Annotated in this window: 24 protein-coding genes; 16 read left to right on the top strand and 8 right to left on the bottom strand. The window is 64.9% G+C overall.

Annotated elements, in window-relative coordinates; all coding sequences use genetic code 11:
• Positions 1-82: 82 nt before the first annotated feature.
• The 16 genes from JAO75_RS00320 to JAO75_RS00245 all read left to right on the top strand — a co-directional run bounded on the left by JAO75_RS00320 (position 83) and on the right by JAO75_RS00245 (position 14,517).
• A complete protein-coding gene (locus JAO75_RS00320; RefSeq protein WP_199045645.1) occupies positions 83-961 on the top strand; it encodes an amidohydrolase family protein in 879 nt (292 codons plus the stop codon).
• Between the two features lie 35 nt (positions 962-996).
• On the top strand, positions 997-1,983 hold the full coding sequence (locus JAO75_RS00315; RefSeq protein WP_199045643.1) for a Bug family tripartite tricarboxylate transporter substrate binding protein: 987 nt from the start codon (positions 997-999) through the stop codon (positions 1,981-1,983).
• Positions 1,984-2,034: 51 nt separating this feature from the next.
• The gene (locus tag JAO75_RS00310; RefSeq protein WP_199045641.1) at positions 2,035-2,790 is read left to right on the top strand and encodes an alpha/beta fold hydrolase; all 756 of its coding nucleotides are present in this window, start codon (positions 2,035-2,037) and stop codon (positions 2,788-2,790) included.
• A gap of 4 nt (positions 2,791-2,794) precedes the next feature.
• Positions 2,795-3,148: an extradiol ring-cleavage dioxygenase gene (locus JAO75_RS00305; protein WP_036359039.1), complete on the top strand. Its 354-nt coding sequence runs from the start codon at positions 2,795-2,797 to the stop codon at positions 3,146-3,148.
• Complete coding sequence (locus JAO75_RS00300) at positions 3,148-4,014, top strand: class III extradiol dioxygenase family protein (protein WP_199045639.1); 867 nt, start codon at positions 3,148-3,150, stop codon at positions 4,012-4,014. The genes JAO75_RS00305 and JAO75_RS00300 overlap by 1 nt, the downstream gene beginning before the upstream one ends.
• A 4-nt stretch (positions 4,015-4,018) precedes the next feature.
• A complete protein-coding gene (locus JAO75_RS00295) occupies positions 4,019-4,333 on the top strand; it encodes a YciI family protein (protein WP_199045637.1) in 315 nt (104 codons plus the stop codon).
• 136 nt (positions 4,334-4,469) lie between these two features.
• A complete protein-coding gene (locus JAO75_RS00290; RefSeq protein ID WP_199045635.1) occupies positions 4,470-5,645 on the top strand; it encodes an ABC transporter substrate-binding protein in 1,176 nt (391 codons plus the stop codon).
• A 178-nt stretch (positions 5,646-5,823) separates the two neighbouring features.
• Complete coding sequence (locus JAO75_RS00285; RefSeq protein ID WP_199045633.1) at positions 5,824-6,906, top strand: aromatic ring-hydroxylating dioxygenase subunit alpha; 1,083 nt, start codon at positions 5,824-5,826, stop codon at positions 6,904-6,906.
• A gap of 7 nt (positions 6,907-6,913) precedes the next feature.
• Entirely contained in the window at positions 6,914-7,888 is a 975-nt protein-coding gene (locus JAO75_RS00280; protein WP_199045631.1) for a PDR/VanB family oxidoreductase, read from the top strand.
• A gap of 36 nt (positions 7,889-7,924) precedes the next feature.
• The gene (locus JAO75_RS00275) at positions 7,925-8,686 is read left to right on the top strand and encodes a GntR family transcriptional regulator (protein ID WP_199045629.1); all 762 of its coding nucleotides are present in this window, start codon (positions 7,925-7,927) and stop codon (positions 8,684-8,686) included.
• A gap of 42 nt (positions 8,687-8,728) precedes the next feature.
• The gene (locus JAO75_RS00270; protein WP_199045627.1) at positions 8,729-9,904 is read left to right on the top strand and encodes an ABC transporter substrate-binding protein; all 1,176 of its coding nucleotides are present in this window, start codon (positions 8,729-8,731) and stop codon (positions 9,902-9,904) included.
• A 68-nt stretch (positions 9,905-9,972) separates the two neighbouring features.
• A complete protein-coding gene (locus JAO75_RS00265) occupies positions 9,973-10,827 on the top strand; it encodes an ABC transporter permease subunit (protein WP_199045625.1) in 855 nt (284 codons plus the stop codon).
• A 19-nt stretch (positions 10,828-10,846) separates the two neighbouring features.
• Entirely contained in the window at positions 10,847-11,881 is a 1,035-nt protein-coding gene (locus JAO75_RS00260) for a branched-chain amino acid ABC transporter permease (protein ID WP_199045623.1), read from the top strand.
• A gap of 1 nt (position 11,882) precedes the next feature.
• Positions 11,883-12,635 carry an ABC transporter ATP-binding protein gene (locus JAO75_RS00255; protein WP_199045620.1) on the top strand — a complete coding sequence of 251 codons (753 nt, stop codon included), beginning with the start codon at positions 11,883-11,885 and terminating at the stop codon, positions 12,633-12,635.
• Positions 12,628-13,362 carry an ABC transporter ATP-binding protein gene (locus JAO75_RS00250; protein WP_199045618.1) on the top strand — a complete coding sequence of 245 codons (735 nt, stop codon included), beginning with the start codon at positions 12,628-12,630 and terminating at the stop codon, positions 13,360-13,362. The genes JAO75_RS00255 and JAO75_RS00250 overlap by 8 nt, the downstream gene beginning before the upstream one ends.
• Before the next feature lie 21 nt (positions 13,363-13,383).
• On the top strand, positions 13,384-14,517 hold the full coding sequence (locus tag JAO75_RS00245) for a 5-methyltetrahydropteroyltriglutamate--homocysteine S-methyltransferase (RefSeq protein WP_199045616.1): 1,134 nt from the start codon (positions 13,384-13,386) through the stop codon (positions 14,515-14,517).
• A gap of 158 nt (positions 14,518-14,675) precedes the next feature.
• Here the strand turns inward: JAO75_RS00245 and JAO75_RS00240 are convergent, their stop codons facing one another.
• The 8 genes from JAO75_RS00240 to JAO75_RS00205 all read right to left on the bottom strand — a co-directional run bounded on the left by JAO75_RS00240 (position 14,676) and on the right by JAO75_RS00205 (position 21,619).
• Positions 14,676-15,296: a helix-turn-helix domain-containing protein gene (locus JAO75_RS00240; RefSeq protein ID WP_199045614.1), complete on the bottom strand. Its 621-nt coding sequence runs from the start codon at positions 15,294-15,296 to the stop codon at positions 14,676-14,678.
• Between the two features lie 160 nt (positions 15,297-15,456).
• Positions 15,457-16,386 carry a hydroxymethylglutaryl-CoA lyase gene (locus JAO75_RS00235; RefSeq protein WP_199045612.1) on the bottom strand — a complete coding sequence of 310 codons (930 nt, stop codon included), beginning with the start codon at positions 16,384-16,386 and terminating at the stop codon, positions 15,457-15,459.
• Between the two features lie 3 nt (positions 16,387-16,389).
• The gene (locus JAO75_RS00230; protein ID WP_199045609.1) at positions 16,390-17,613 is read right to left on the bottom strand and encodes a CaiB/BaiF CoA transferase family protein; all 1,224 of its coding nucleotides are present in this window, start codon (positions 17,611-17,613) and stop codon (positions 16,390-16,392) included.
• Positions 17,614-17,618: 5 nt separating this feature from the next.
• A complete protein-coding gene (locus tag JAO75_RS00225) occupies positions 17,619-18,605 on the bottom strand; it encodes a branched-chain amino acid ABC transporter permease (RefSeq protein ID WP_199045607.1) in 987 nt (328 codons plus the stop codon).
• A gap of 5 nt (positions 18,606-18,610) precedes the next feature.
• The gene (locus tag JAO75_RS00220; RefSeq protein ID WP_199045605.1) at positions 18,611-19,498 is read right to left on the bottom strand and encodes a branched-chain amino acid ABC transporter permease; all 888 of its coding nucleotides are present in this window, start codon (positions 19,496-19,498) and stop codon (positions 18,611-18,613) included.
• Positions 19,499-19,501: 3 nt separating this feature from the next.
• The gene (locus JAO75_RS00215) at positions 19,502-20,209 is read right to left on the bottom strand and encodes an ABC transporter ATP-binding protein (protein ID WP_199045603.1); all 708 of its coding nucleotides are present in this window, start codon (positions 20,207-20,209) and stop codon (positions 19,502-19,504) included.
• Entirely contained in the window at positions 20,199-20,951 is a 753-nt protein-coding gene (locus tag JAO75_RS00210) for an ABC transporter ATP-binding protein (protein ID WP_199045601.1), read from the bottom strand. Before JAO75_RS00210 ends, JAO75_RS00215 begins: the two co-directional genes overlap by 11 nt.
• Positions 20,948-21,619 (bottom strand): glutathione S-transferase family protein, encoded by a 672-nt coding sequence (locus JAO75_RS00205; protein WP_199045599.1) that lies wholly within the window; start codon positions 21,617-21,619, stop codon positions 20,948-20,950. Before JAO75_RS00205 ends, JAO75_RS00210 begins: the two co-directional genes overlap by 4 nt.
• Positions 21,620-21,680 lie beyond the last annotated feature (61 nt).

Raw genomic sequence — 21,680 nt, 5'->3', positions numbered from 1 at the left:
AAACCATTTGCTTCATTCCGGCTCTGTTGCATTTCTTGAATCGCAAAATTCGATTTCGATCCATGCGAGGCTGATCCGCCGAATGACGTCAGTGCCTACGATCCCGCCGCCGCATCCCGATCCGCGGGTCCCTTCGTTCAAGCTTCCGCCTGGAAGCTGCGATACGCATTGCCATATCTTCGGGCCCGACCGCCTCTATCCCTATGTAGCCGAGCGTCCTTACACCCCGCCGGATGCGCCGCTGGAGATGTTCCGCGCCTTACATGACCGTCTCGGCGTCGAGCGGGCGGTGATCGTCAACGCCACGCCTCACGGGCGCGACAATCGTGTCGTCACCGCCGCGATCGCGCAGAGCGATGGGCGGTACAAAGGTATCGCCAATGTGGATGAGACGTTCGACGACCGGCAGTTGAGGGATCTGGCCGAGGCCGGAATCGAGGGGTGCCGGTTCACCTTCCTGCCGCGTCTGGGCAAGGTGCCGGACATGAGCGCCTTCGACCGCATAGTCGAGCGCATTGCGGGTCTGGGCTGGCATGTGGACCTGTACCTGCCGGCGACGCTTATCCCCGAGTTCCGGCCCCGGCTGATGAGCCTGCCGGTGCCCTACGTGCTCGACCACATGGGCGTCGCCGATGCGAGCCAGGGGCTCGATCAGCCAGGGTTCAAGGCCCTGCTCGATCTCCTGCGGGATGATGAGAAGTGCTGGGTGAAAGTCTCCTGCCCGGAGCGCATCTCGCGCACAGGCCCACCGTTCCATGACGTGGCCCCCTTCGGTCGCACCCTGATCGAGACTGCGCCGGATCGCGTTCTCTGGGGCACTGACTGGCCTCATCCGAACGTGCCCGTCATGCCTGACGATGGCGACCTTGTGGATCTCGTGCCGCTCTACGCGCCGGATCCCGCCATGCGGCAGATGCTTCTCGTCGACAACCCGACGCGCCTGTTCCGCTTCGGGCAATGACAACACACAATCAAGAGCAGGGAGGGAATACGAGCATGTTCGCGACGACCACCAGACGATCCATGCTGCTGGGGCTGGCGATGGCCGCGGGACTGACCTTATCCGGGCCCGCATCGGCGCAGGCGGATTATCCGACGCGTCCGGTCAAGATCATCGTGCCCTTCGGTGCCGGCGGCGTGGCAGATGTCACCATCCGGATCGTCGCGGAGAAGCTCAGCGAAAAGATGGGTCAGCGTTTCATCGTCGAGAACATGCCTGGAGCCGGCGGCATCACGGCAGCGCGCTCGGCCCTGTCGAGCGCACCCGACGGGCATACCCTGACGATGCTCACGAACGGAACGGCCGTAAGCGTGCCGCTTTTCGCCAACCTGCCCTTCGATCCGTTGAAGGATTTCGTACCGATTTCCACCCTTGGCACCTTCGACTTTCTCTTCGTGGTGAATGCGAATTCCGAGTACAAGTCGTTCAAGGACCTGCTCCAGGCCGCCAAAGACAAGCCGGGGGACCTGAACGTCGCGACCATCGCTGTCGGCAGCACTCAGCATCTCACGTCCGTCCTGTTCAAGGGCGAGGCAGGGGTCGACTTCCGGCACGTCCCGTTCCGCAACACGCCGGATGCGCTCGTATCGCTGATCCGGAACGATACGCATCTCCTGATCGACTCCCAAGCCGCGTTGAAATCGGCGCTGGAAGGCCAGCAGGTGCGGGCGCTTGCCACGTCGGGACCTCGCCGCTCGCCCGCGTTGCCTGATGTGCCGACCGTTCAGGAAGCGGGCATCTCGGGCTTCGATGTCACGTCCTGGAATGCCCTCTTCGCGCCGAAGGGCACTCCGGAGCCCATCGTCCAGAAGCTGAATGCTGCCCTCAAGGAGATCCTCGCCATGCCGGAGATCAAGGCGCGGCTGCTGGATCTCGGCATCGAGGCACGCAGCGAGACGCCCGCTGAGCTGACGGAGCGGCTTCAGTCAGACATCGAAAAGTGGCGGGCGGTGATCGAGAAGGCAGGCATTCCGAAGCAGTAGGGAGAAGCCGTTGAGCACGGTTCATCCAGTCATCGCCCGAGGAGCGCAACCATGACCGCTGCAAACGAACACCCGACCATCCTTCTCCTGCCGGGACTCTTGTGCGATGCGAGCGTCTGGACGGCGCAGATCGAAGCGCTGCGCCCCCATGCACATGTTCTCGTGGCTGATTTCTCTCAGCACGACTCCCTTGAGGCCATGGCCCGTTCTGCGCTGGGGATGGTGGAGGGGCCGATCATCGCCATCGGGCATTCCATGGGCGCCCGGGTCGCCATGGAGATGGCGCATCTGGCGCCTGAGCGCATTCGGAAGCTGGCTCTGATCGACACCGGCATCGACTCCCGTAAAGACGGCGAGGAGGCCAAGCGGCAGGTGCTGGTAGACCTAGCCTTCACCGAGGGCATGGGAGCTCTTGCCGACCGCTGGCTCCCGCCCATGGTCCATGTGGATCGGATGGGAGACGTGGCGCTTCTTGCTCCTCTCAAGGAAATGGTGATGCGGGCGACGCCCGAGCAGCACCAGCGGCAGATCCGGGCGCTTCTCAACCGCCCGAACCTGGTTCCTCGTCTGGCTGACATCACCTGCCCAACCCTGGTGATGGTCGGACGCCAGGATCGATGGAGCCCGCTCGCGCAGCACGAGGAAATGGCCGCCCGGATCCCGAACGCGGAACTCGTGGTGATCGAGGACAGCGGTCACATGACCCTGCTCGAGCAGCCCGAGCAGGTGTCAAGCGCCCTGCTGCGCTGGATGGGCTTCGAGAGCAGGCATGCGAGCGCACATGGCGCCGCAGCGATGGGGAGCTGATATCATGGAAGAGAAGCCAGGGCAGGATCGCATTCCCGATACGCCGCTGTTCGACCGCAAGCGCTCATTGGGCGGCTATCGCATCAACAAGATGGCCATGGGCTTGAGCAGGCCTGAGAACCGCGAGGCCTTCAAGCAGGACGAGAGTGCCTATCTCGATCGCTTCGGCCTGACGCCGGAAGAGAAAGAGGCCGTCATGACACGCAACTGGCGCGAAATGGTGCGCCTTGGCGGCAATCTCTTCTTCATCCTCAAGATCTCTGCCGTCGACCCGGTCCGTATCACCGAGATCGGCGCCCATCAGGCGGGCATGGAGCATGACGATTTCCTGCGCAACCGTTTAGGTAAGAAAGTATAATGGCAAAGCTCATTGGCGGATTGGGAACATCCCACGTTCCCTCGATCGGCGCAGCGATCGACAAGGGGCTGCGCGACACGCCGGACTGGAAGCCGTTCTTCGACGGCTACATCCCGGGACAGGATTGGGTGAAGGAGCACAAGCCCGACGTGGCGGTCGTGATCTTCAACGATCATGGCAACTCCTTCTTCCTCGACAAGGTGCCGACCTTCGCGGTGGGCTGCGCCGAGGAATACCGCCCGGTCGACGAAGGCTGGGGCCCGCGCGCCATTCCGTCCTTCAAGGGAGCGGTCGATTTCTCCTGGCATTTCATCGACACCCTGATCGAGAATCGGTTCGATCCGATGATCTGCCAGGAGATCGAGGTGGACCACGGCATTCAGGTTCCGATGGAGCTGTTCTGGGGTCGTCCCGCCGAGTGGCCGGTGCAGGTCGTGCCGATCTTCGTCAATGTGATCCAGTATCCTATCCCGCTTCCGAGCCGCTGCTACGAGATGGGCCGCGTTCTGCGGCAGGCCATTGAGAGCTACCCGACCGACGAGCGCTTCGTGGTCCTCGGCACGGGCGGTCTGTCCCACCAGCTTCAGGGCGCTCGTGCAGGTTTCGTGAACCCGGAGGCGGATCGAGCTTTCCTCAATGACATCGCCACCGACCCCGACAAGCTCGCGGGCATGTCCCGCGAGCAGTATGTGGAGATGTTCGGCAGCGAGGGAGCGGAGCTGATGATGTGGCTCGTGATGCGCGGTGCCATGGATCGCGACGTGGTGGTGCGGCACAAGCATTACTTCGTGCCCGCTTCCATGACGGGGGCCGGCATGATCGTCATGGAGAATGCGGCAACGGCCTCGCCGGCCGTGGCAGCGTGATCCCATGCATTGGCTCATGATCTGCCGCCACAAGCCCGGTATGGCGGAACTGCGCGAGCAGCACCGGGATGCCCACCGCCAGCACGTCGCCACAGGCGGAGGCGGACTCGCGAGAGTGCTGATCGGCAGCGCCCTGACGGCGGACGATGTCGAGACGCCCATCGGAAATTTCGGGATTCTGGAGGCGCCCACGCGGGAGGCCGCTCAGGCTTTTGCGGAGAACGATCCGTTCGCCCGTGCGGGTCTCGTCGAGTCCATCGAGATTACGGCCCTGGCCTCACGCTTCCAGGCACACCGGATCGACCCTATGACCCCTTGAGGCTGCAGGGCCTCATATATGAATTTCTCTAAGCAATGGCGCCGAAAAACTAATTTGTTTCAGGAGCCGTTTGCTGGCGTCTTAATCGAGATACTGCTCGGCACGAACTGAGCGGAGCCTTGGGAGGAAAAGTAACATGCGACGTCGGACATTCCTGGGAGCTGCGGGCGCCGCGGCGGTGACGCTGGCCCTGAGCGGGGCAGCCTTGGCGCAGGAGGCGGTGAAGATCGGCCTCATCCTGCCGATGACGGGGCCGTTCGCCTCCACGGGGCGGCAGATCGAGGCGGCCGCGAAGTTGTACATGCAGCAGCACGGCGATACGGTGGCGGGCAAGAAGATCGAGCTGATCGTGAAGGACGACACGGGCGTGGCCGACGTGACCAAGCGTCTGGCCCAGGAGCTGATCGTCAACGAAAAAGCGGACGTGCTTGCCGGCTTCGGCCTCACGCCGCTGGCGCTCGCCACCGCGCCGCTCGCCACGCAGGCCAAGGTGCCTATGGTGGTGATGGCAGCCGCAACCTCGACGATCACGGAAGCGTCGCCCTTCGTGGTGCGCACCAGTTTCACAGCCGCGCAGGCGACGGTCCCCCTTGCCGACTGGGCTGCCAAGAACGGCATCAAGAAGGCCGTGACGCTGGTCTCCGACTACGGTCCCGGCATCGACGTGGAGAAGGCGTTCACCGAGGTCTTTACCAAGGCAGGTGGCCGGGTCGAGAACCTGCGGGTTCCGCTCGCGAACCCCGATTTCTCGCCCTTCCTGCAGAAGGTCGCCGATGCCAAGCCCGATGCACTTCTCGCGTTCGTGCCTTCCGGTGTGGGCGCACAGTTCATGAAGCAGTTCGTGGAGCGCGGTCTCGACAAGAGCGGCATTCGCCTTCTGGCCGAAGGGAGTGTGACGGACGACGATCTCCTCAATACTATCGGGGACGTAGCGGTGGGTGCCACTACGAGCCACCACTATTCTGCCGCGCATGATAGCCCTAAGAACAAGTCCTTCGTGGAGGCGTTCAAGAAGGCCAGCAACGGCATGCGCCCGAACTTCATGGCCGTGGGCGGCTATGACGGCATGCACCTGATCTACGAAGGTTTGAAGAAGACCAACGGCCAGGGCGGGCAGGCGCTGATCGATGCCATGAAGGGCATGAGCTGGACCAGCCCACGCGGTCCGGTGTCGATCGACCCGCAGACCCGCGACATCGTGCAGAACATCTATGTGCGCAAGGTGGAGCGCAAGGACGGGGAGCTCTACAATGTGGAGTTCGCCACGATCCCGAACGTCAAGGACCCGGTGAAGGCCGCCAAGTCTAACTGAGCACGACATGACACCAGAAGCGCCGCGCAGATGTGCGGCGCTTCTTGCTTATGTATACATAACGTTTGGGCGGCGAGGCCATTGCTGCTGTGCAGCAACGGAATTTGGCCACAATAGCCCTTCGTATAGTTGTCATGACGCTTCATCTGTATACATTCTGCATCCGTGGAGGAAGACCATGACGGAAGCACGCCCATTTCCGCTGAATGCCTGGTATGCCGCGGCCTGGAGCCATGAGATCAAGCATGAGCTCGCGGCTCGGACGATCTGCAACAAGGACATGGTGCTCTATCGCCGCTCGGACGGCGAGGTGACCGCGCTCGAGGATGCGTGCTGGCACCGGCTGCTGCCGCTCTCCATGGGCCACCTCAAGGGCGACGAAGTGGTCTGCGGCTATCACGGTCTGGTCTTCAACGCCGCCGGCCGCTGCACCTATATGCCTGCGCAAAAGACGATCAATCCGTCCGCCTGCGTGCGCGCCTATCCGGTGTCTGAGCGCCATCGCCTCGTCTGGGTCTGGCCCGGCGATCCTGCGCTTGCGGATCCAAGCAAAATCCCCGACTTCCATTGGAACGACGGCGCCGAGTGGGTCGGCGAAGGCGGGACCTTCTACAGCCTGAAATGCGACTACCGTCTCGTGATCGACAACCTCATGGACCTGACGCACGAGACCTATGTCCATGCGGGCAGCATCGGCGACGAGGCGATCACCAGCGCGCCCTTCGACGTCACCCATACAGACCGCACCGCGACCGTGACCCGGTGGATGACCAATATCGAGCCGCCGCCGTTCTGGGCCAAGCAGCTCGACAGGCCGGGCGAGCATGTCGACCGGTGGCAGATCATCTACTTCCAGGCACCCTCCACCGTGGTCGGCGATGTGGGTGTCGCCGTGACCGGAACCGGTGCGCCGCAAGGCGATCGCTCGCAAGGCGTGAATGGTGCTTTTCTGGCAGCAATTACCCCAGAGACTGACAGGAGCTGCCACTACTTCTGGAACTTCGTGAGAACCTTCCGCACGGACGACGAGCAACTCACGAAGGACATCAACAAGGCCCACGTCAACGAGGGCAAGGGCGTGTACGACCAGGACCACGTGGTGCTCGAAGCCCAGCAGGTGGCCATCGACAGGAACCCCCGCCTGCCGTTCTACAACCTCAACATCGATGCCGGCGCTCTTTGGGCGCGCAAGCTGATCGACCGGATGCTGGAGGCGGAGCATGGCCAGCCGGCTCCCGTGCCGAGTGAGGCGGCCGAGTAGGTTCGCCATGAGCAAGCAGGTCGAATGGCGCAAAGGGACCTTGCGGTCGGTGCGGGATCTCACCCCGGACATCCGGCTCTTCGAGATCGAGCCGGAGGGCGAGTTCGTGGCGCCGACCCCGGGGAGCCACATCAATGTGGGAGTGCAGATCGGCGAGCGGGCGGATGTCCGCTCCTATTCGGTGGTCGGCCCCTGCACGGACGGGCTCTATCGGATCGCCGTGAAGCGCCTGCCCGACAGCCGCGGCGGGTCGCTCTACATGTGGAGCCTGTCTCCCGGCGCCAAGCTCAGCATCTCGACTCCCGGCAACCACTTCGATCTCAGCCGGGGACGGCCGGAATATCTCCTGCTCGCCGGCGGCATCGGCGTCACGCCGATCTACACCATGGCGTTGGCCCTGGCGCAGGCCGGCGCGAATTTCCGCGTGCTCTATGCCTGCCGCAGCCGGCAGGACATGGCGCTCGCCGACGAGATGCGCGGGCCGGTGGGCGAACGGCTGCAGATGTTCCTCGACGAGGAGGGCGCCCGCGTGGATCTGGATGCGGAGATCGCCCGGCTCGCGCCCGGCGGCGAGCTTTATGTCTGCGGTCCCATCGGGATGCTGGAGGCGGCCAAGCGGGCCTGGCAGAGAAGCGGCCGGCCGGTGGACCAGCTGCGCTTCGAGACCTTCGGCAACAGCGGCCGCTTCGCCACCGAGCCGTTCACGGTGAAGATCCCCCGGCTTTCTATGGAAGTCGAGGTGCCGCAGAACAAGACCATGCTCGAAGCCCTGGAAGGCGCCGGAGTGGCGATGATTTCCGATTGCCGGCGAGGCGAGTGCGGTCTCTGCGCCCTCTACATCCTTGAGACGACCGGGACGGTCGATCACCGGGACGTGTTCTTCAGCGACGAGGAGAAGGCCGAGAACAGGAAGCTCTGCACCTGCGTGTCCAGGGTCGCCGGTGGGGATATTACCATCGACACGGCTGACAGGGCGGCATGAGCGGCTTAGCCTGAGCGCGGAAAGGGAAGGGGGACGATGATCAAGGCCGCGGAGAAAAGCAACGACCGTGCGGTGACGCAGACTGTGAGGGCGCAGCTTGCCCTGCGCGAACTCGTCCTGCGCGGCGAGCTCAATCCCGGCGAGCGGGTCTCGGAGCTCCAGATGGTCGAACGCCTCGGCGTTTCCCGGACCCCGGTCCGCATGGCGCTCGTGCGGCTGGAGGAGGAGGGGTTGCTGGAGGCGATCCCGTCCGGCGGCTTCTCCGTCAAGACCTTCTCGGAGAAGGAGGTCTTCGAGGCCATCGAGCTCCGGGGCACGCTCGAGGGGCTCGCGGCGCGTCTCGCTGCCGAGCGAGGCGCCAGCCGGACGGATCTCCGCAACGCAGCCGATTGCATCACGGCCATGGACGAGGTCGTGCGATGCGGCGCGGCCGAGATCGATCTCCTGCGCTATGTCGAGCTCAATGCGCGCTTCCATGACATCCTGATCGGCATGGCCGACAGCCAGGTCCTGGCCCGGCAGCTTGAGCGGGTCAGCGCGCTGCCCTTCGCGTCGCCAAGCGCTCTCGTGCCCGTCCAGTCGCGTTCGCCGGAAATGAGCTACATCCTCAGCGTGGCGCAGGATCAGCATCACTGCGTCCTCGCAGCCATCGAGCGGCGGGAGGGCGCGCGCGCGGAAGCCATCATGCGCGAGCATGCCCGCATCGCTCATCGCAATCTCGAACGGGCACTGACAAACCAGAGGGACATGGATCTCGTGCCGGGTTCGGTGCTCATCAAGAGGCGCATCCGCGCCTGAACTGCAAAGGCGAATACGCCAAAAAGACAGAGGGAGAAGAACATGCGACGTCGGACATTTATGGGAGCTGCGGGCGCCGCGGCGGTGACGCTGGCCTTGAGCGGGGCGGCCTTGGCGCAGGAGGCGGTGAAGATCGGCCTCATCCTGCCGATGACGGGGCCGTTCGCCTCCACGGGGCGGCAGATCGAGGCGGCGGCCAAGCTGTACATGCAGCAGCACGGCGACACGGTGGCGGGCAAGAAGATCCAGCTGATCCTGAAGGACGACACCGGCGTGGCGGACGTCACCAAGCGCCTGGCCCAAGAGCTGATCGTCAACGACAAGATCGCCGTCATGGCAGGCTTCGGCCTCACGCCGCTGGCGTTGGCTCCGGCGCCGCTCGCCACGCAGGCCAAAGTGCCCCAAGTCGTCATGGCCGCCGCAACAGCCACGATCACGGAGGCCTCGCCGTACATTGTGCGCACCAGCTTCACCCTGCCGCAGGCGACCGTGCCCATGGCTGAGTGGGCTGCCAAGAACGACATCAAGAAGGTCGTGACGCTTGTGTCGGACTATGGCCCCGGCATCGATGCCGAGAAGGCGTTTACCAGTGCGTTCACGGCCAAGGGCGGTCAGGTAGAGAACCTGCGGGTGCCGCTGGCCAACCCCGACTTCTCGCCCTTCCTGCAGAAGGTCGCCGACGCCAAGCCCGACGCCCTGTTCGTGTTCGTGCCGTCCGGTATCGGCGCGCAGTTCATGAAGCAGTTCGTGGAGCGCGGTCTCGACAAGAGCGGCATCAAGCTGATCGGCCCCGGCGACGTGACCGATGACGACATCCTGAACGGCATGGGCGACGTGGCGCTCGGCGCGATCACCACGCACCACTACTCCGCCGCGCACGACAGCCCCGAGAACAAGTCCTTCGTGGAGGCGTTCAAGAAGGCCAACAACGGCATGCGCCCGAACTTCATGGCCGTGGGCGGCTATGACGGCATGCACCTGATCTACGAGGGCCTGAAGAAAACCAACGGCCAGGGCGGGCAGGCGCTGATCGACGCCATGAAGGGCATGAGCTGGACCAGCCCGCGCGGCCCGGTCTCCATCGATCCGCAGACCCGCGACATCGTGCAGAACATCTATGTGCGCAAGGTGGAGCGCAAGGACGGGGAGCTCTACAATGTGGAGTTCGCCACGATCCCGAACGTCAAGGACCCGGTGAAGGCCGCCAAGTCCAACTGAGCACGCTATACAACCGGAAGCGCCGCACTCACCTGCGGCGCTTCTCATGAGTTTTTCCGGAGAACGCGGTGCTGACCATTCTCTTCGATGGCATTGCCTACGGCATGCTGCTGTTCGTGCTGGCCTGCGGCTTGGCCGTCACGCTCGGCCTGATGAACTTCGTCAACCTTGCCCACGGCGCCTTCGCCATGGCGGGCGGCTATGTCACGGCCGTGCTGATGAACCGGAGCGGCGTGCCCTTCCTGGCAACGCTGCCGCTTGCCTTCATCGTCCCGGCGATCCTCGGGTTGGTGCTCGAGAGAACCCTCTACAAGCAGCTCTACACCCGCAGCCACCTGGATCAGGTGCTGTTCTCCATCGGCCTCGTCTTCATGGCGGTCGCCGCCGTCGACTACAGCTTCGGGTCGCAGCAGCAGCTGATCCAGCTGCCGACATGGCTCCAAGGGCGCATCGATGTGCTCGGCGTTCAGATTGGTCTCTATCGCAGCTTCATCATCGTGATCTGCGGCGCCCTCGTGGTCGCCCTGCAGCTGATCCTGACCAGGACCCGGTTCGGCAGCCGCCTGCGGGCCGCGGTGGACGATCCCCGCGTCGCCCGTGGCCTCGGCATCAACGTGAGCCTGATCTTCGCCACGACCTTCGCGTTCGGTTCCGGGCTTGCCGGATTGGGCGGTGCGCTCGGCGCGGAAATCCTCGGCCTCGATCCGACCTTCCCGCTCAAGTTCATGATCTACTTCCTGATCGTCGTCACGGTCGGCGGCACGACCACCATCACCGGGCCGTTCCTGGCCTCGCTCCTGCTCGGCATCGCCGACGTGGCGGGAAAGTACTATGTGCCGAGCGTCGGCGCCTTCGTCATCTACACGCTGATGATCGTCGTGCTCGTTCTGCGCCCGCAGGGGCTTTTTGAGCGTGCGCGCTGATCCAACAGGACCTGAACCCATGTCGACGAATATCGCCGATCACGTCAGAACCAGCCTGGTCCGGAAAGGGCGATGGGGGATTGGCGAAATCCTCTTCTGGCTCATTGCCGCCGCGACGCTGTTCCTTTTGCCGGAGCGGCACCTGATCCTCAACGAGATCGCGATCATCGGTCTCTTCGCGCTCTCCCTCGACCTCATCCTCGGCTATGCCGGCATCGTGTCGCTGGGCCACGCGGCCTTCTTCGGGCTCGGGGCCTATGCCGCCGGCATCCTGGCGAAACATGGGTTTGCCGATCCGCTGCTGGGACTGCTGATCGCGGCGATCGCCGCGGCGATCCTTGGCTTCGTGACCAGCTTTCTTGTGCTGCGCGGCTCCGATCTCACCAAGCTGATGGTGACCCTGGGCGTGGCGCTCGTTCTCGGCGAAATCGCCAACCAGGCCTCCTGGCTCACGGGCGGCGCCGACGGCCTGCAGGGCGTCTCCATGGGGCCGGTCGTCGGCCTGTTCGAGTTCGATATCTTCGGCACCACGGCCTATGCGTACAGCCTCGTGGTGACGTTCCTGCTCTTCATCGTGGCGCGCCGGATCGTTGTGTCGCCTTACGGCCTCTCGCTGCGCTCGATCCGCGACAATCCTCTGCGCGCGCGCGCGGTCGGCATCCCGGTCAACCGCCGTCTCGTGGCCGTCTATACGCTCTCGGCCGCTTATGCGGGCGTAGCCGGCGCCCTGCTGGCGCAGACCACGCAGTTCGTATCGCTCGACGTTCTCGCCTTCCACCGCTCCGCGGACGTGATGCTGGTGCTGGTGATCGGCGGTGTCGGGTATCTTTATGGCGGGCTCATCGGCGCCATCATCTTCAAGGTGCTGCAGGACGTCATCTCGGCCTGGACGCCGCAATACTGGCAGTTCTGGATCGGCCTGATCCTGGTCATCATCGTGCTCGCCGGGCGCGAGCGCCTGACGGAGCGGGTGAGGACCCTCTGGAAAGGTGTGGCCGGACGAACGGCCAAGAGCCCCGAGCCGCTGCCGAAAACGTCTGTCCGGGAGATCTGACATGGCCATCGCTCTCGAAACGAAAGGTCTCGTCAAGCGCTTCGGCGGCCTCCAGGCGACGGACAACGTGTCGTTCCAGCTGCAGCAGGGCGCACGCCATGCCCTGATCGGGCCGAACGGCGCCGGCAAGACGACCTTCATCAATCTGCTCACCGGCGTCATCAAGCCGACAGCCGGGCAGATCCTCCTGGAAGGCCAGGACATCACGGGCCTGCGCCCGGAACTTCGGGTGCAGCGGGGCCTTGCCCGCACCTTCCAGATCAACCAGCTCTTTCCCGCCATGACGCCGCTCGAAACCATCGGCCTTGCGGTCTCCGAGCGCACCGGCGGCGGGCGCGACTGGTGGCGCGTGACGGGCAGCAAGCGGGACATCATCGACGACATCGTCGATATCGCGCAGCGCTTCCGCCTGACCGATGTGCTCGACGAGCGGACCTCGAATCTGCCCTACGGCAAGCAGCGTCTCCTGGAGATCGCCGTTGCCTTCGCCTGCCGGCCCCGCGTGCTGCTGCTCGACGAGCCCGCCGCCGGCGTGCCGGAGGCGGAGCGGCACGAACTGCTCGCGACCGTGGCGGCGCTGCCGCGCGACGTGTCGGTTCTGCTGATCGAGCACGACATGGATCTCGTCTTCAGCTTTGCCGACCGGATCTCGGTGCTGGTCAACGGTGCGCTGTTCACCGAAGGCACGGTCGAGGAGGTCTCGACCGACCCGCGTGTCCGGGCCGTCTATCTCGGGGAGAGCGTCGATGAGTGATCTTCTCACCCTGCAGCAGGTCTCGGCCGGGTATGGCGAAGCCGTCGTCATCTCGAACATCGACCTGCACCTCAAGCCCGGTGAATCGCTTGCCGTTCTCGGCCGCAACGGCACGGGCAAGACCACGCTCCTCAACACCATCATCGGCGTGACCCGGCACCGCGGCGGCTCGATCATGTTCGATGGGCGGGATCTGACGAAGACCCGCCCCGACAGGCGCGCCCTGGCCGGCATCGGCTGGGTTCCGCAGGAGCGCAACATCTTCAAGTCGCTCACCGTCGAGGAGAACCTGACCGCCGTGTCCCGCCCGGGGCCGTGGAACGTGAACCGCGTCTACGACATGTTCCCGCGCCTCAGGGAGCGCCGGTCCAACATGGGCAACCAGCTCTCCGGCGGCGAGCAGCAGATGCTGGCGGTGGCCCGCGCGCTGGTGCTCAATCCCAAGCTCCTGCTGCTGGACGAGCCGACGGAAGGGCTCGCGCCCATCATCATCGAGGAGCTGCTTGCGGCCCTGACGCGGATCATCCGCGGGGAGGGCATGTCGGCCATCGTGGTGGAGCAGCATGCACAGAAAATCTTGGGTGTGACCGACAACGCGCTCATTCTCGACCGGGGCACCATCGTCCACGCAAGCTCCAGCCGCGCCCTCATCGAGGACCCGGCGGCCCTCGAACAGCATCTCGGCGTGACGGCGAAGAAGAAGCCGATGCGCGCCGCATCCCATTGAACCACACTGGAGGATCGATCCATGCAACGCACCAAGCCGCCTTTCCGCGCCGACATGGTCGGCAGCCTTCTGCGCACGGCAGCGCTCAAGGAAGCCCGTCACAAGCATCATGAGGGACAGCTCTCCGACGAGGCCCTGAAGGAGGTCGAGGATCGCGAGATCCGCGCCCTCATCAAGCGCCAGGAGGAGATCGGCCTGCAGGCCGTCACCGACGGCGAGTTCCGCCGCGCCTACTGGCACTTCGATTTCCTGGAGCACCTCGACGGCGTCACCTCGGTGGAGGCCGATTCCGGCATGAACTTCAAGGGCGGCGTCGGCATCGCGAAGGCCCTGCGCGTGACCGGCAAGGTCGGCTTCTCGGGCCACCATCCGATGATCGACCATTTCCGCTTCGTGAAGGACAACACGGATCGGGTCGCCAAGATGACGATCCCCGGTCCGAGCATGCTGCACTATCGCGGCGGGCGGAAGATGATGAACATGGGCGTCTATCCGAACATGGACGACTTCTATGCCGACGTGGGCAAAGCCTACAACAAGGCCGTGCATGCCTTCTACGATGCAGGCTGCCGCTATCTTCAGCTCGACGACATCTCGTTTGCCTATCTGTGCGATCCGGACCAGCGCGAGATGCTGCGCCAGCGCGGGGACGATCCCGAGAAGCAGCCGGAGATCTATGCCGGCATGGTGCGCGAGGCGCTCAAGGACAAGCCAGACGATCTGGCCATCACCATGCACCTGTGCCGTGGCAACTTCCGCTCCACTTTCATCGCCTCCGGCGGCTACGAGCCGGTGGCCGAGGTGCTGTTCAACCGCATGCCGGTCGACGGCTATTTCATGGAATGGGACACGGACCGCGCCGGCGGCTTCGAGCCGCTGCGCTTCCTGCCGAAGGGCAAGTCCGTCGTCCTGGGTCTCGTGACCTCCAAGACCGGCGTGCTCGAGAAGAAGGACGACATCAAGCGCCGCATCGACGAGGCCTCCAAATATGTCGACCTCGACCAGCTCTGCCTGTCGCCGCAATGCGGCTTCGCCTCCACGGAGGAGGGCAACACGCTGGCCGAGGAGGAGCAGTGGGCGAAGCTGCGCATGATCGTCGAGATCGCCGAGGAGGTCTGGGGCAGCCCCGGCTCCGGTGCCAGGAAGGCGGCCTGATCGCCAACGCGAGCCCGGATGCCGCTGCTCCGGGCTCGCGCCGCGCAGGTTTGCTGAAGCGAAAGGGCATGAAGACGGTGGAGTCGTTCCACACCTATGGAACGCCGCCTGTCGAGGATGCCGGCTGAGCCCGATCCGCGGCCTCTACGAGGCCGGTGTCACGCGCCTCCATGCCGGGACATGAACAGGTAGTAGCTGACAGGCGCAGCCTCCGGGTTGGAGAAGCTGTAGGCGGATGTGACATCGAAGCGCAGCGCATCGCCGGGCTCCATCCAGAACGTCTCATCGCCGATTTTGACGACGAGCGGGCCGCTCGGCGAGAAGATCAGCTTGCGGGTCGGCACAGGATAGGGAGAGAGCAGGCCCGTCGATTGGAGCCCGGGCAGCACGTGACGCACCAGTTCGACGTCGCCAGCCTCCGCCGGAGAGAACACAGCCTCCCGTTCGAAGCCCGTCGAGGGGTCGCGAAAGCGGGTGCGGCGGTTGGCGCGCTGGAGCTGAACGGCGGCGGACTGGGGCTGTTCGCCGAGCAATGCGGACAGGCTGACATTGAGGCCGGTCGCGATGCGCACCAGGATCCCGACCGTGGGCATCTTCTCGCCGCGCTCGATCTTGGAGATCATGGCCCGGCTGACCTGGGCGCGGTGGGCCAGCATCTCCAAGGTCAGGTTCTGCGTGCGGCGAAGCTCCCGCAGGCGCGGCCCGAGAGTGGACAGCAACTCGTCGCCGGATTCGCCGCTGCCCTCATTTTCTGTGATCGTTTGAGGGGAGATATGCATGGGATCAAGCCTAACCGAGGGAACAGGAACTGAACGGCCTTACGCCGCGAGCACTGGCACACCTGCCGGCACATCGCAAGACAACGCTGCCGGCGGTCGTGTCAGACAGGACAAGGGCCGCCCGCCCGGCTGAAGCCCGCCTGAAAAGACCCGCGGCCCCTCATTGCTGCTCACCGCGGCCGTGAAGATGCAGGCGCGGGCCCGCCTTCATCACCTGCCCATCGAGGGTGTGCCCCACCAGCCGCTCGGCCAGCTGCGCCGCTTTCATCAGGCCTGCGAGGTCGAGCCCGGTTTCGATACCCATCTCATGAAGCATGTGAACCATGTCCTCCGTGCAGACATTGCCGGCGGCATTGGGCGCAAACGGGCATCCTCCGAGCCCGCCGACGCTGCTCTCGAAGCGCACGATCCCCTCCTGCAGCGCAACCAGGACGCCCACCAGCCCCAGCCCGCGGGTGTTGTGGAAATGGAAGGCCGGATCGACCTCGGGAAGCCTGTCCCCCAAAGCCTCCGCAAGCGCCCGGACCTGTCGCGGCGTGGCCATGCCGGTCGTGTCGCAGAAGGAGATCCGCTGGATCCCGAGCCCCTGAATCCGGCTCGCGAGATCGATCACCGTGTCGACCGCCACATCGCCCTCGAAGGGGCAGCCGAACGCGACGGAGAGCGAAACGTCGACGCGGATCCGGGCCGCAGCGGCCGTTGCGGCGACTTCGTGCAGCTCGTTCAAGGATTCATGCGGAGTCCGGTTGAGATTCCGCCTGCCGTGAGCGTCGCTGGCCGAGAGCACGAACACCAGCACATCCGCTTGCGCCGCAATGGCCCGCTCGGCGCCTCGGACATTGGGGACCAGCGCCTTGAGCTCCACGCCCTCATTCCTGCGGAGGGCTGAGAAAAGCTCGGCCGCATCCGCGAGCTGCGGCACGCGGGCCGGTGAGACGAAGGAGGTCAGCTCCAGGCTGGTGTGGCCCGCATCGATCAGCGCGCGGGCGAGCGCCAGCTTCTCGTCGGTCGGGAGAATGCGCTTCTCGATCTGCAGGCCGTCGCGCAGGCCGACTTCGGTGATCGACACGCGATCGGGGAGGCGGGCCACGGCTCAGATCGTCCCGTTTCGGGACAGGCGATCCAGCTGAGCCTCATCCAGGCTCAAGAGGCCGCCATAGACATCCCGGTTATGCGCTCCGATGCTGGGGCCGGTCCAGCGCACGTCACGCGAGGAAGAGCCGAACATCGGCACGGTTCCGGGATGCAGCACCTTGCCGAGCTTCGGGTCATCGACCCACTGCACCATCCTGCGCGCGTTGTACTGCTCGTCCTCCGCGATGTCCGCCGCCGTATAGACGCGGCTGGACGGAATATCGGCCTGCGCCAACCGGCGCTCCAGGGACTTCGCGTCGTACCGGCGGGTCCAGGCGCCGATCTCGGCCTCGAGAGCATCGACGTTGCGGCAGCGGGCCGGGTTGTCGCGGTAGCAGGGATCGTCGGCCATGTCCGGGCGCTCCATCACCTCGCACAGGGTTCTGAACAGCGCATCCGAATTGGCTGCGATCAACACCCAGCCGCCGTCGGCGGTCGGGAACGCGTTCGTCGGCGCCGCGGTGCTGATGCGGCCGCCCGAGGGCTCGCGCACGAGGCCCGTGGCGCCGTATTCCGGCAGCACGCCCTCCATGACGCTCAAGACGGATTCGGTGAGGGCCACATCCGCCACCCTGCCTTTGGGAGACTTGGACCAGAGGCCCGCGAGCACCGCTATGGCGGCATAGAGGCCGGCGAGCGAATCGCCGATGCTGATGCCCACCCGCACGGGAGGCAGATCCGTGGTGCCGGGCGTGTGGTTCGACAGATGGCGCAACCCGCCCAAGGCCTCGCCGATGGCGCCGAAACAGGCCCGGTCGGCCAACGGGCCTGTCAGTCCGTAACCGGAGACATGGCATATGACCAGATCCCGGCGGATCTCGTGCAACTGCGCGTCATCGAAGCCGAGCCGCGCCAGTTGCCCGGGCCGCAGGTTCTCCACCAGGGCATCCGATTGGGCCACCAGATCCTTGAGAAGGGCGCGGCCCTCCTCGGACTTGAGATCGAGGGTGACGCATTTCTTGTTGCGGCCGTGGACCGACCACCAATAGGTATGCCCGTCCTCGGCTGCGCCCCATTTGCGCACCGGATCGCCTGAAACCGGAGGCTCGATCTTAATCACCTCCGCGCCCAAATCGGCCAGCAGGCGAGTGGCGAAAGGAGCCGCGATGTAGTGGCCGATCTCCAGAACCCGCAGGCCTTCCAGGGGCAGGCCCTCGGCGTCGTTCGGTTGCGCGGAGGCCATCGCCGTTACACCCTCTCGCGGTCGTGATTGCCCAACCATCCGCTGGGAAGAAGCGCGATGATTTCGCCCACGATGCCCTTGCGAAACAGCATGACGCAGCCGATGAAGGCCAGGCCGATGAGGATGGTCACCGGCACCGCCGTCGAGGCCATGTAGTTCTGGATGGTCAGCACCAGAGCGGCGCCGATCATGGGGCCGAGGAAGGTGCCGACGCCGCCCAGCAGCGTCATGAGGATCACCTCGCCGGACATCTGCCATGCGACGTCGGTGAGCGTCGCGATCTGAAAGACGAGAACCTTGAGCGAGCCGGCGAGCCCCGAGAGCCCGGCCGAGATGACGAAGACCGTCAGCTTGTAGCGATTGGTGTGATAGCCAAGCGACAGGGCGCGCGGCTCGTTCTCGCGAATGGCGGTGAGCGAGGCGCCGAACGGCGAGTGGATCACCCTCCAGATCACCGCCATGCCGATCAGGAACACGGCCAGGACGAAGTAGTAGAGGGTCAAGTTGTCGGTGAGGGACACGAGCCCGAGAAAGTCGGGGCGCGGCACACGCTGAATGCCGTCCTCGGCATTGGTGAACGGCGCCTGGAAGAAGGCGAAATAGGCCATCTGGGACAGCGCAAGCGTCGTCATGGCAAAGTAGAAGCCCTGACGGCGGATCGCGATGATGCCCATGAGAAAGCCGGTCACGAGCGCGAAGGCGACGCCGATCATGAGGCCTGAGCCTGCGCCGAAGCCCCACTCCTTGAGGGCATGGGCCGTGATGTAGGCCGCTCCCCCGAAGAAGGTTGCATGGCCGAACGCCACCATGCCGCCGTAACCCAGGACGAGATTCAGCGCCGATGCGAAGAGCCCGAAGCACAGGAGCTTCATCAGGAAGACGGGGTAGAGGAACAGGGGCGCCACGGCCAGGAGCGCCAGGCTCGCGAGCAGCAGCACGACACCGAGGTGCTTGCGCCGTTGCATGGGAAGAGACAGCGATGCGGAAGCCATGGTGATCACTCCCCTTTTCCGAAAAGTCCACGCGGGCGCAGGAAGAGCACCACAGCCATGATGAGGAAGGGTACGAGGTTCGCGGAGGGCGGCCAGTAGACCTTTGCCAGCGCTTCCAGCGTGCCCAGCATCAGGCCGCTGACGATGGCGCCGGTGATCGAGCCGAGGCCGCCGATGATGACCACCGCAAACACCACGATGATGAGGTTGGCGCCCATGAGCGGGCTGACCTGAAAGACCGGCGCGGCGATGACCCCTGCAAAGCCGGCCAGCGCTCCGCCGAAGGCATAGGTGCAGGTGAGAAGGAGAGGCACGTTGACGCCGAAGACCTCGAGCAGGCGACTGTTTTCCGTCGCGGCCCGGAGCTTGGCTCCGAGGGAGGTGTATTCGATGATCAGCCAGGTCAGCAGGCACAGCAGAAGCGAGACCGCGATGGCGAACGCGCGGTAGTGCGGCAGGAACATGAAGCCGAGATTGCTCGTGCCGCTGAGGAGGGCCGGCACCTGATAGGGCTGTCCGGCCACGCCGAAATAGAACTGGAGCAGGCCCTCGATGAGCAGAGCGATGCCGAAGGTCAGCAGCAGCCCGTAGAGCGCATCGAGTCCATAGAGCTTTCTCAACAGCGACCGCTCCAGCACTGCGGCGAGCGCGGCCACGATGAGGGGGGCGATGACGAGGCAGGCCCAGAAGCTGAAGCCCGCATAGCTGGTGAGGAGAAAGGCCGCGAAGGCGCCCACGGTGTAGAAAGCGCCGTGGGTGAAATTGACCACGCGCAGAAGGCCGAAGATGACGCCGAGGCCGAGGCTGAGGAGAGCGTAGAACGCGCCGTTGAACAGGCCGATCACCAGCTGGGAGGCCAGTGCCACGAGAGGAACGCCGAAGATCATTGTCATGACCTATACTCCGATCAGGCTGGAGACGGTATCAAGACGCGCGTCGAGATCGCGGGCGGCGAAGTCGTCCACCACGCGCCCTTCTTCCATGAGGTAGAAGTGATCCGCCAGGTGGCGCGCGAAATGGAAGTTCTGCTCCACCAGCAGCATGGTCAGACCATCCTTCTTGAGCGCGTTCAGGACACGGCCGATGTGCTGGACGATGACGGGCGACAGACCCTCGGTCGGCTCGTCGAGCACGAGAAGCTCAGGGCCCGCCCGCAGGACGCGCGCGATGGAGAGCATCTGCTGCTCGCCGCCCGAGAGGGTGCCGCCGGCGGCGCGCCGGCGCTCCTTGAGATTGGGGAAGAGATCGAAGATCCGCTCCAGGCTCATGCCGCGATCGCTGATCCTGGGCAGGAGATCGAGGTTCTCCTGAACCGAGAGCGAGCCGTAGATGCCGCGCTCCTCGGGAACGTAGCCGATGCCCGTATAGGCGATGCGGTGGCGCGGCATGCCGATCAGCTCCGTGCCGTTCATGCGCACGGAGCCCGTGGCGCGCGACAGGAGCCCGACGATGCCGCGCAGCGTGGAGGTCTTGCCGACGCCGTTCCGTCCCAGGATGGCGATGGTCTGGGCGCGCGGCACCGAGAGGCTGACCCCGTGCAGGATATGGCTCTCGCCATACCAGCCCTGGAGATTCTCGACCCAAAGCAGGGGATCATACCTCATAGCCGGCTCCGATATAGGCTTGGCGCACTGCGGGGTTGTCGCGGATCTCGCTGTAGGTGCCTTCCGCCATGAGCTCTCCGCGCACCAGGACGGTGACCCTGTCGCAGAGGCTCTCGACGACCGAGAGATTGTGCTCCACCATCACCACGGTGCGGTCCTTCGCGACGCTGCGGATCAGCTCGACGATCATCGGGATGTCTCCCGCGGCCATGCCGGCAATCGGCTCGTCGAGAAGCAGGACCTTCGGCTCCATGGCCAGGGTGGTGGCGATCTCGAGGGCGCGCTTGCGCCCGTAGGAAACCTCCGAGCACAGACGATCCGCCAGCGGCCTCAATCCGACGCGGTCCAGCAGGCGGTCGGCATCGTCGTCGAAGCGACGCAGAACGCGCGAAGGTTGCCAGAACTGATGGCTGGAACCATGGCGGCGCTGGAGCGCGACACGCACGTTCTCCCGCAATGTCAGGCCGGGAAAGATCGAGGAAATCTGGAACGAGCGGCACAGCCCGCGCAAGGCGACGTCGGCAGGCCCTTTGCTCGTGATGTCCTCGCCTTTGAGGAAGATGCTGCCCGAGGTGGTGGAGTGAAACCGGGTCAGGAGGCCGAAGAGCGTGGTCTTTCCGGCGCCGTTCGGGCCGATGAGGGCGTGGATGCTGCCTTCATGCACCTTGAGGTCCACGTTCTTGACGGCGAGAAAGCCGCCGAAACTCTTGCTCACCTGCCGGGCCTCGAGAACGATGCTCATGGGGTCGCCGCTCCATCGAAGGGTGTGAACTTGGTGAAGAGTGGCCGCGTGCTGGCGAGCGCGGGACGCTCCTTCAGCGCGGAAACCAGTGCGGACAAGTATGGGCGGTCTGCGGATTCGTAGGCATCGCCAAACCGCATGTGCAGGTATTCGACCACGATCACCGGCAGGAAGGCCGCGATCCCGGGCCGGGCCAGCAGGGCGTCGCCCTGCTCGACGATCAACTGCTCCAGCCGATCGAGGCTGCGGTTCATGGCGGCCTGCCGACGGTGGGCGACAGGGGAGGAATCGAAGGCCGTGTCGCTGACCGACCCCGAGGTCACCATGCGCCCCGCCATGATGGCGGCGGCGGCGTCGATGATGCCGAAGCAGATGCCGCCGAGCTGACGCTGGGCGTCGGTTTGAAACCAGAGACGCTCCGCATCGTTCGAACGGCGCGCCGCGAAGTCGGCGATCACGAGCGATTCCGTGATCGTCTGCCCGCCGCTCCCGTCGCCCGCTTCGAGAACCAGAGCCGGGACCCGGCCGGCCGGGTTGTGCTCCAGCAGGTCCGGAGGATTCTGCCAGGGATCGAGGATCACGATCTCCAGCCCTGCGAGGCGCGCCTCCAGGCACATGACGCACGCCAGACGCGCGTATGGAGATGTCGGACTGACATAGAGTCTCATGGGAAATCTCCGCCATCGAGGACCTGCTCTGTCGAGCAGGTCCAAGCGGTTCTGAGGACCG

The sequence above is a fragment of the Microvirga splendida genome (assembly GCF_016427565.1).
GTDB lineage: Bacteria > Pseudomonadota > Alphaproteobacteria > Rhizobiales > Beijerinckiaceae > Microvirga > Microvirga splendida.
Note: the sequence above shows the minus strand (reverse complement) of the source record. Positions and strands in the feature narration are given on the sequence as shown.

Excerpts from the sequence above, each read along its gene's own strand:
- JAO75_RS00320 (WP_199045645.1), top strand. The coding sequence starts at position 83 with ATGACGTCAGTGCCTACGATCCCGCCGCCGCATCCCGATCCGCGGGTC.
- JAO75_RS00315 (WP_199045643.1), top strand. The coding sequence starts at position 997 with ATGTTCGCGACGACCACCAGACGATCCATGCTGCTGGGGCTGGCGATG.
- JAO75_RS00310 (WP_199045641.1), top strand. The coding sequence starts at position 2,035 with ATGACCGCTGCAAACGAACACCCGACCATCCTTCTCCTGCCGGGACTC.
- JAO75_RS00305 (WP_036359039.1), top strand. The coding sequence starts at position 2,795 with ATGGAAGAGAAGCCAGGGCAGGATCGCATTCCCGATACGCCGCTGTTC.
- JAO75_RS00300 (WP_199045639.1), top strand. The coding sequence starts at position 3,148 with ATGGCAAAGCTCATTGGCGGATTGGGAACATCCCACGTTCCCTCGATC.
- JAO75_RS00295 (WP_199045637.1), top strand. The coding sequence starts at position 4,019 with ATGCATTGGCTCATGATCTGCCGCCACAAGCCCGGTATGGCGGAACTG.
- JAO75_RS00290 (WP_199045635.1), top strand. The coding sequence starts at position 4,470 with ATGCGACGTCGGACATTCCTGGGAGCTGCGGGCGCCGCGGCGGTGACG.
- JAO75_RS00285 (WP_199045633.1), top strand. The coding sequence starts at position 5,824 with ATGACGGAAGCACGCCCATTTCCGCTGAATGCCTGGTATGCCGCGGCC.
- JAO75_RS00280 (WP_199045631.1), top strand. The coding sequence starts at position 6,914 with ATGAGCAAGCAGGTCGAATGGCGCAAAGGGACCTTGCGGTCGGTGCGG.
- JAO75_RS00275 (WP_199045629.1), top strand. The coding sequence starts at position 7,925 with ATGATCAAGGCCGCGGAGAAAAGCAACGACCGTGCGGTGACGCAGACT.
- JAO75_RS00270 (WP_199045627.1), top strand. The coding sequence starts at position 8,729 with ATGCGACGTCGGACATTTATGGGAGCTGCGGGCGCCGCGGCGGTGACG.
- JAO75_RS00260 (WP_199045623.1), top strand. The coding sequence starts at position 10,847 with ATGTCGACGAATATCGCCGATCACGTCAGAACCAGCCTGGTCCGGAAA.
- JAO75_RS00255 (WP_199045620.1), top strand. The coding sequence starts at position 11,883 with ATGGCCATCGCTCTCGAAACGAAAGGTCTCGTCAAGCGCTTCGGCGGC.
- JAO75_RS00250 (WP_199045618.1), top strand. The coding sequence starts at position 12,628 with ATGAGTGATCTTCTCACCCTGCAGCAGGTCTCGGCCGGGTATGGCGAA.
- JAO75_RS00245 (WP_199045616.1), top strand. The coding sequence starts at position 13,384 with ATGCAACGCACCAAGCCGCCTTTCCGCGCCGACATGGTCGGCAGCCTT.
- JAO75_RS00240 (WP_199045614.1), bottom strand. The coding sequence starts at position 15,296 with ATGCATATCTCCCCTCAAACGATCACAGAAAATGAGGGCAGCGGCGAA.
- JAO75_RS00230 (WP_199045609.1), bottom strand. The coding sequence starts at position 17,613 with ATGGCCTCCGCGCAACCGAACGACGCCGAGGGCCTGCCCCTGGAAGGC.
- JAO75_RS00225 (WP_199045607.1), bottom strand. The coding sequence starts at position 18,605 with ATGGCTTCCGCATCGCTGTCTCTTCCCATGCAACGGCGCAAGCACCTC.
- JAO75_RS00220 (WP_199045605.1), bottom strand. The coding sequence starts at position 19,498 with ATGACAATGATCTTCGGCGTTCCTCTCGTGGCACTGGCCTCCCAGCTG.
- JAO75_RS00215 (WP_199045603.1), bottom strand. The coding sequence starts at position 20,209 with ATGAGGTATGATCCCCTGCTTTGGGTCGAGAATCTCCAGGGCTGGTAT.
- JAO75_RS00210 (WP_199045601.1), bottom strand. The coding sequence starts at position 20,951 with ATGAGCATCGTTCTCGAGGCCCGGCAGGTGAGCAAGAGTTTCGGCGGC.
- JAO75_RS00205 (WP_199045599.1), bottom strand. The coding sequence starts at position 21,619 with ATGAGACTCTATGTCAGTCCGACATCTCCATACGCGCGTCTGGCGTGC.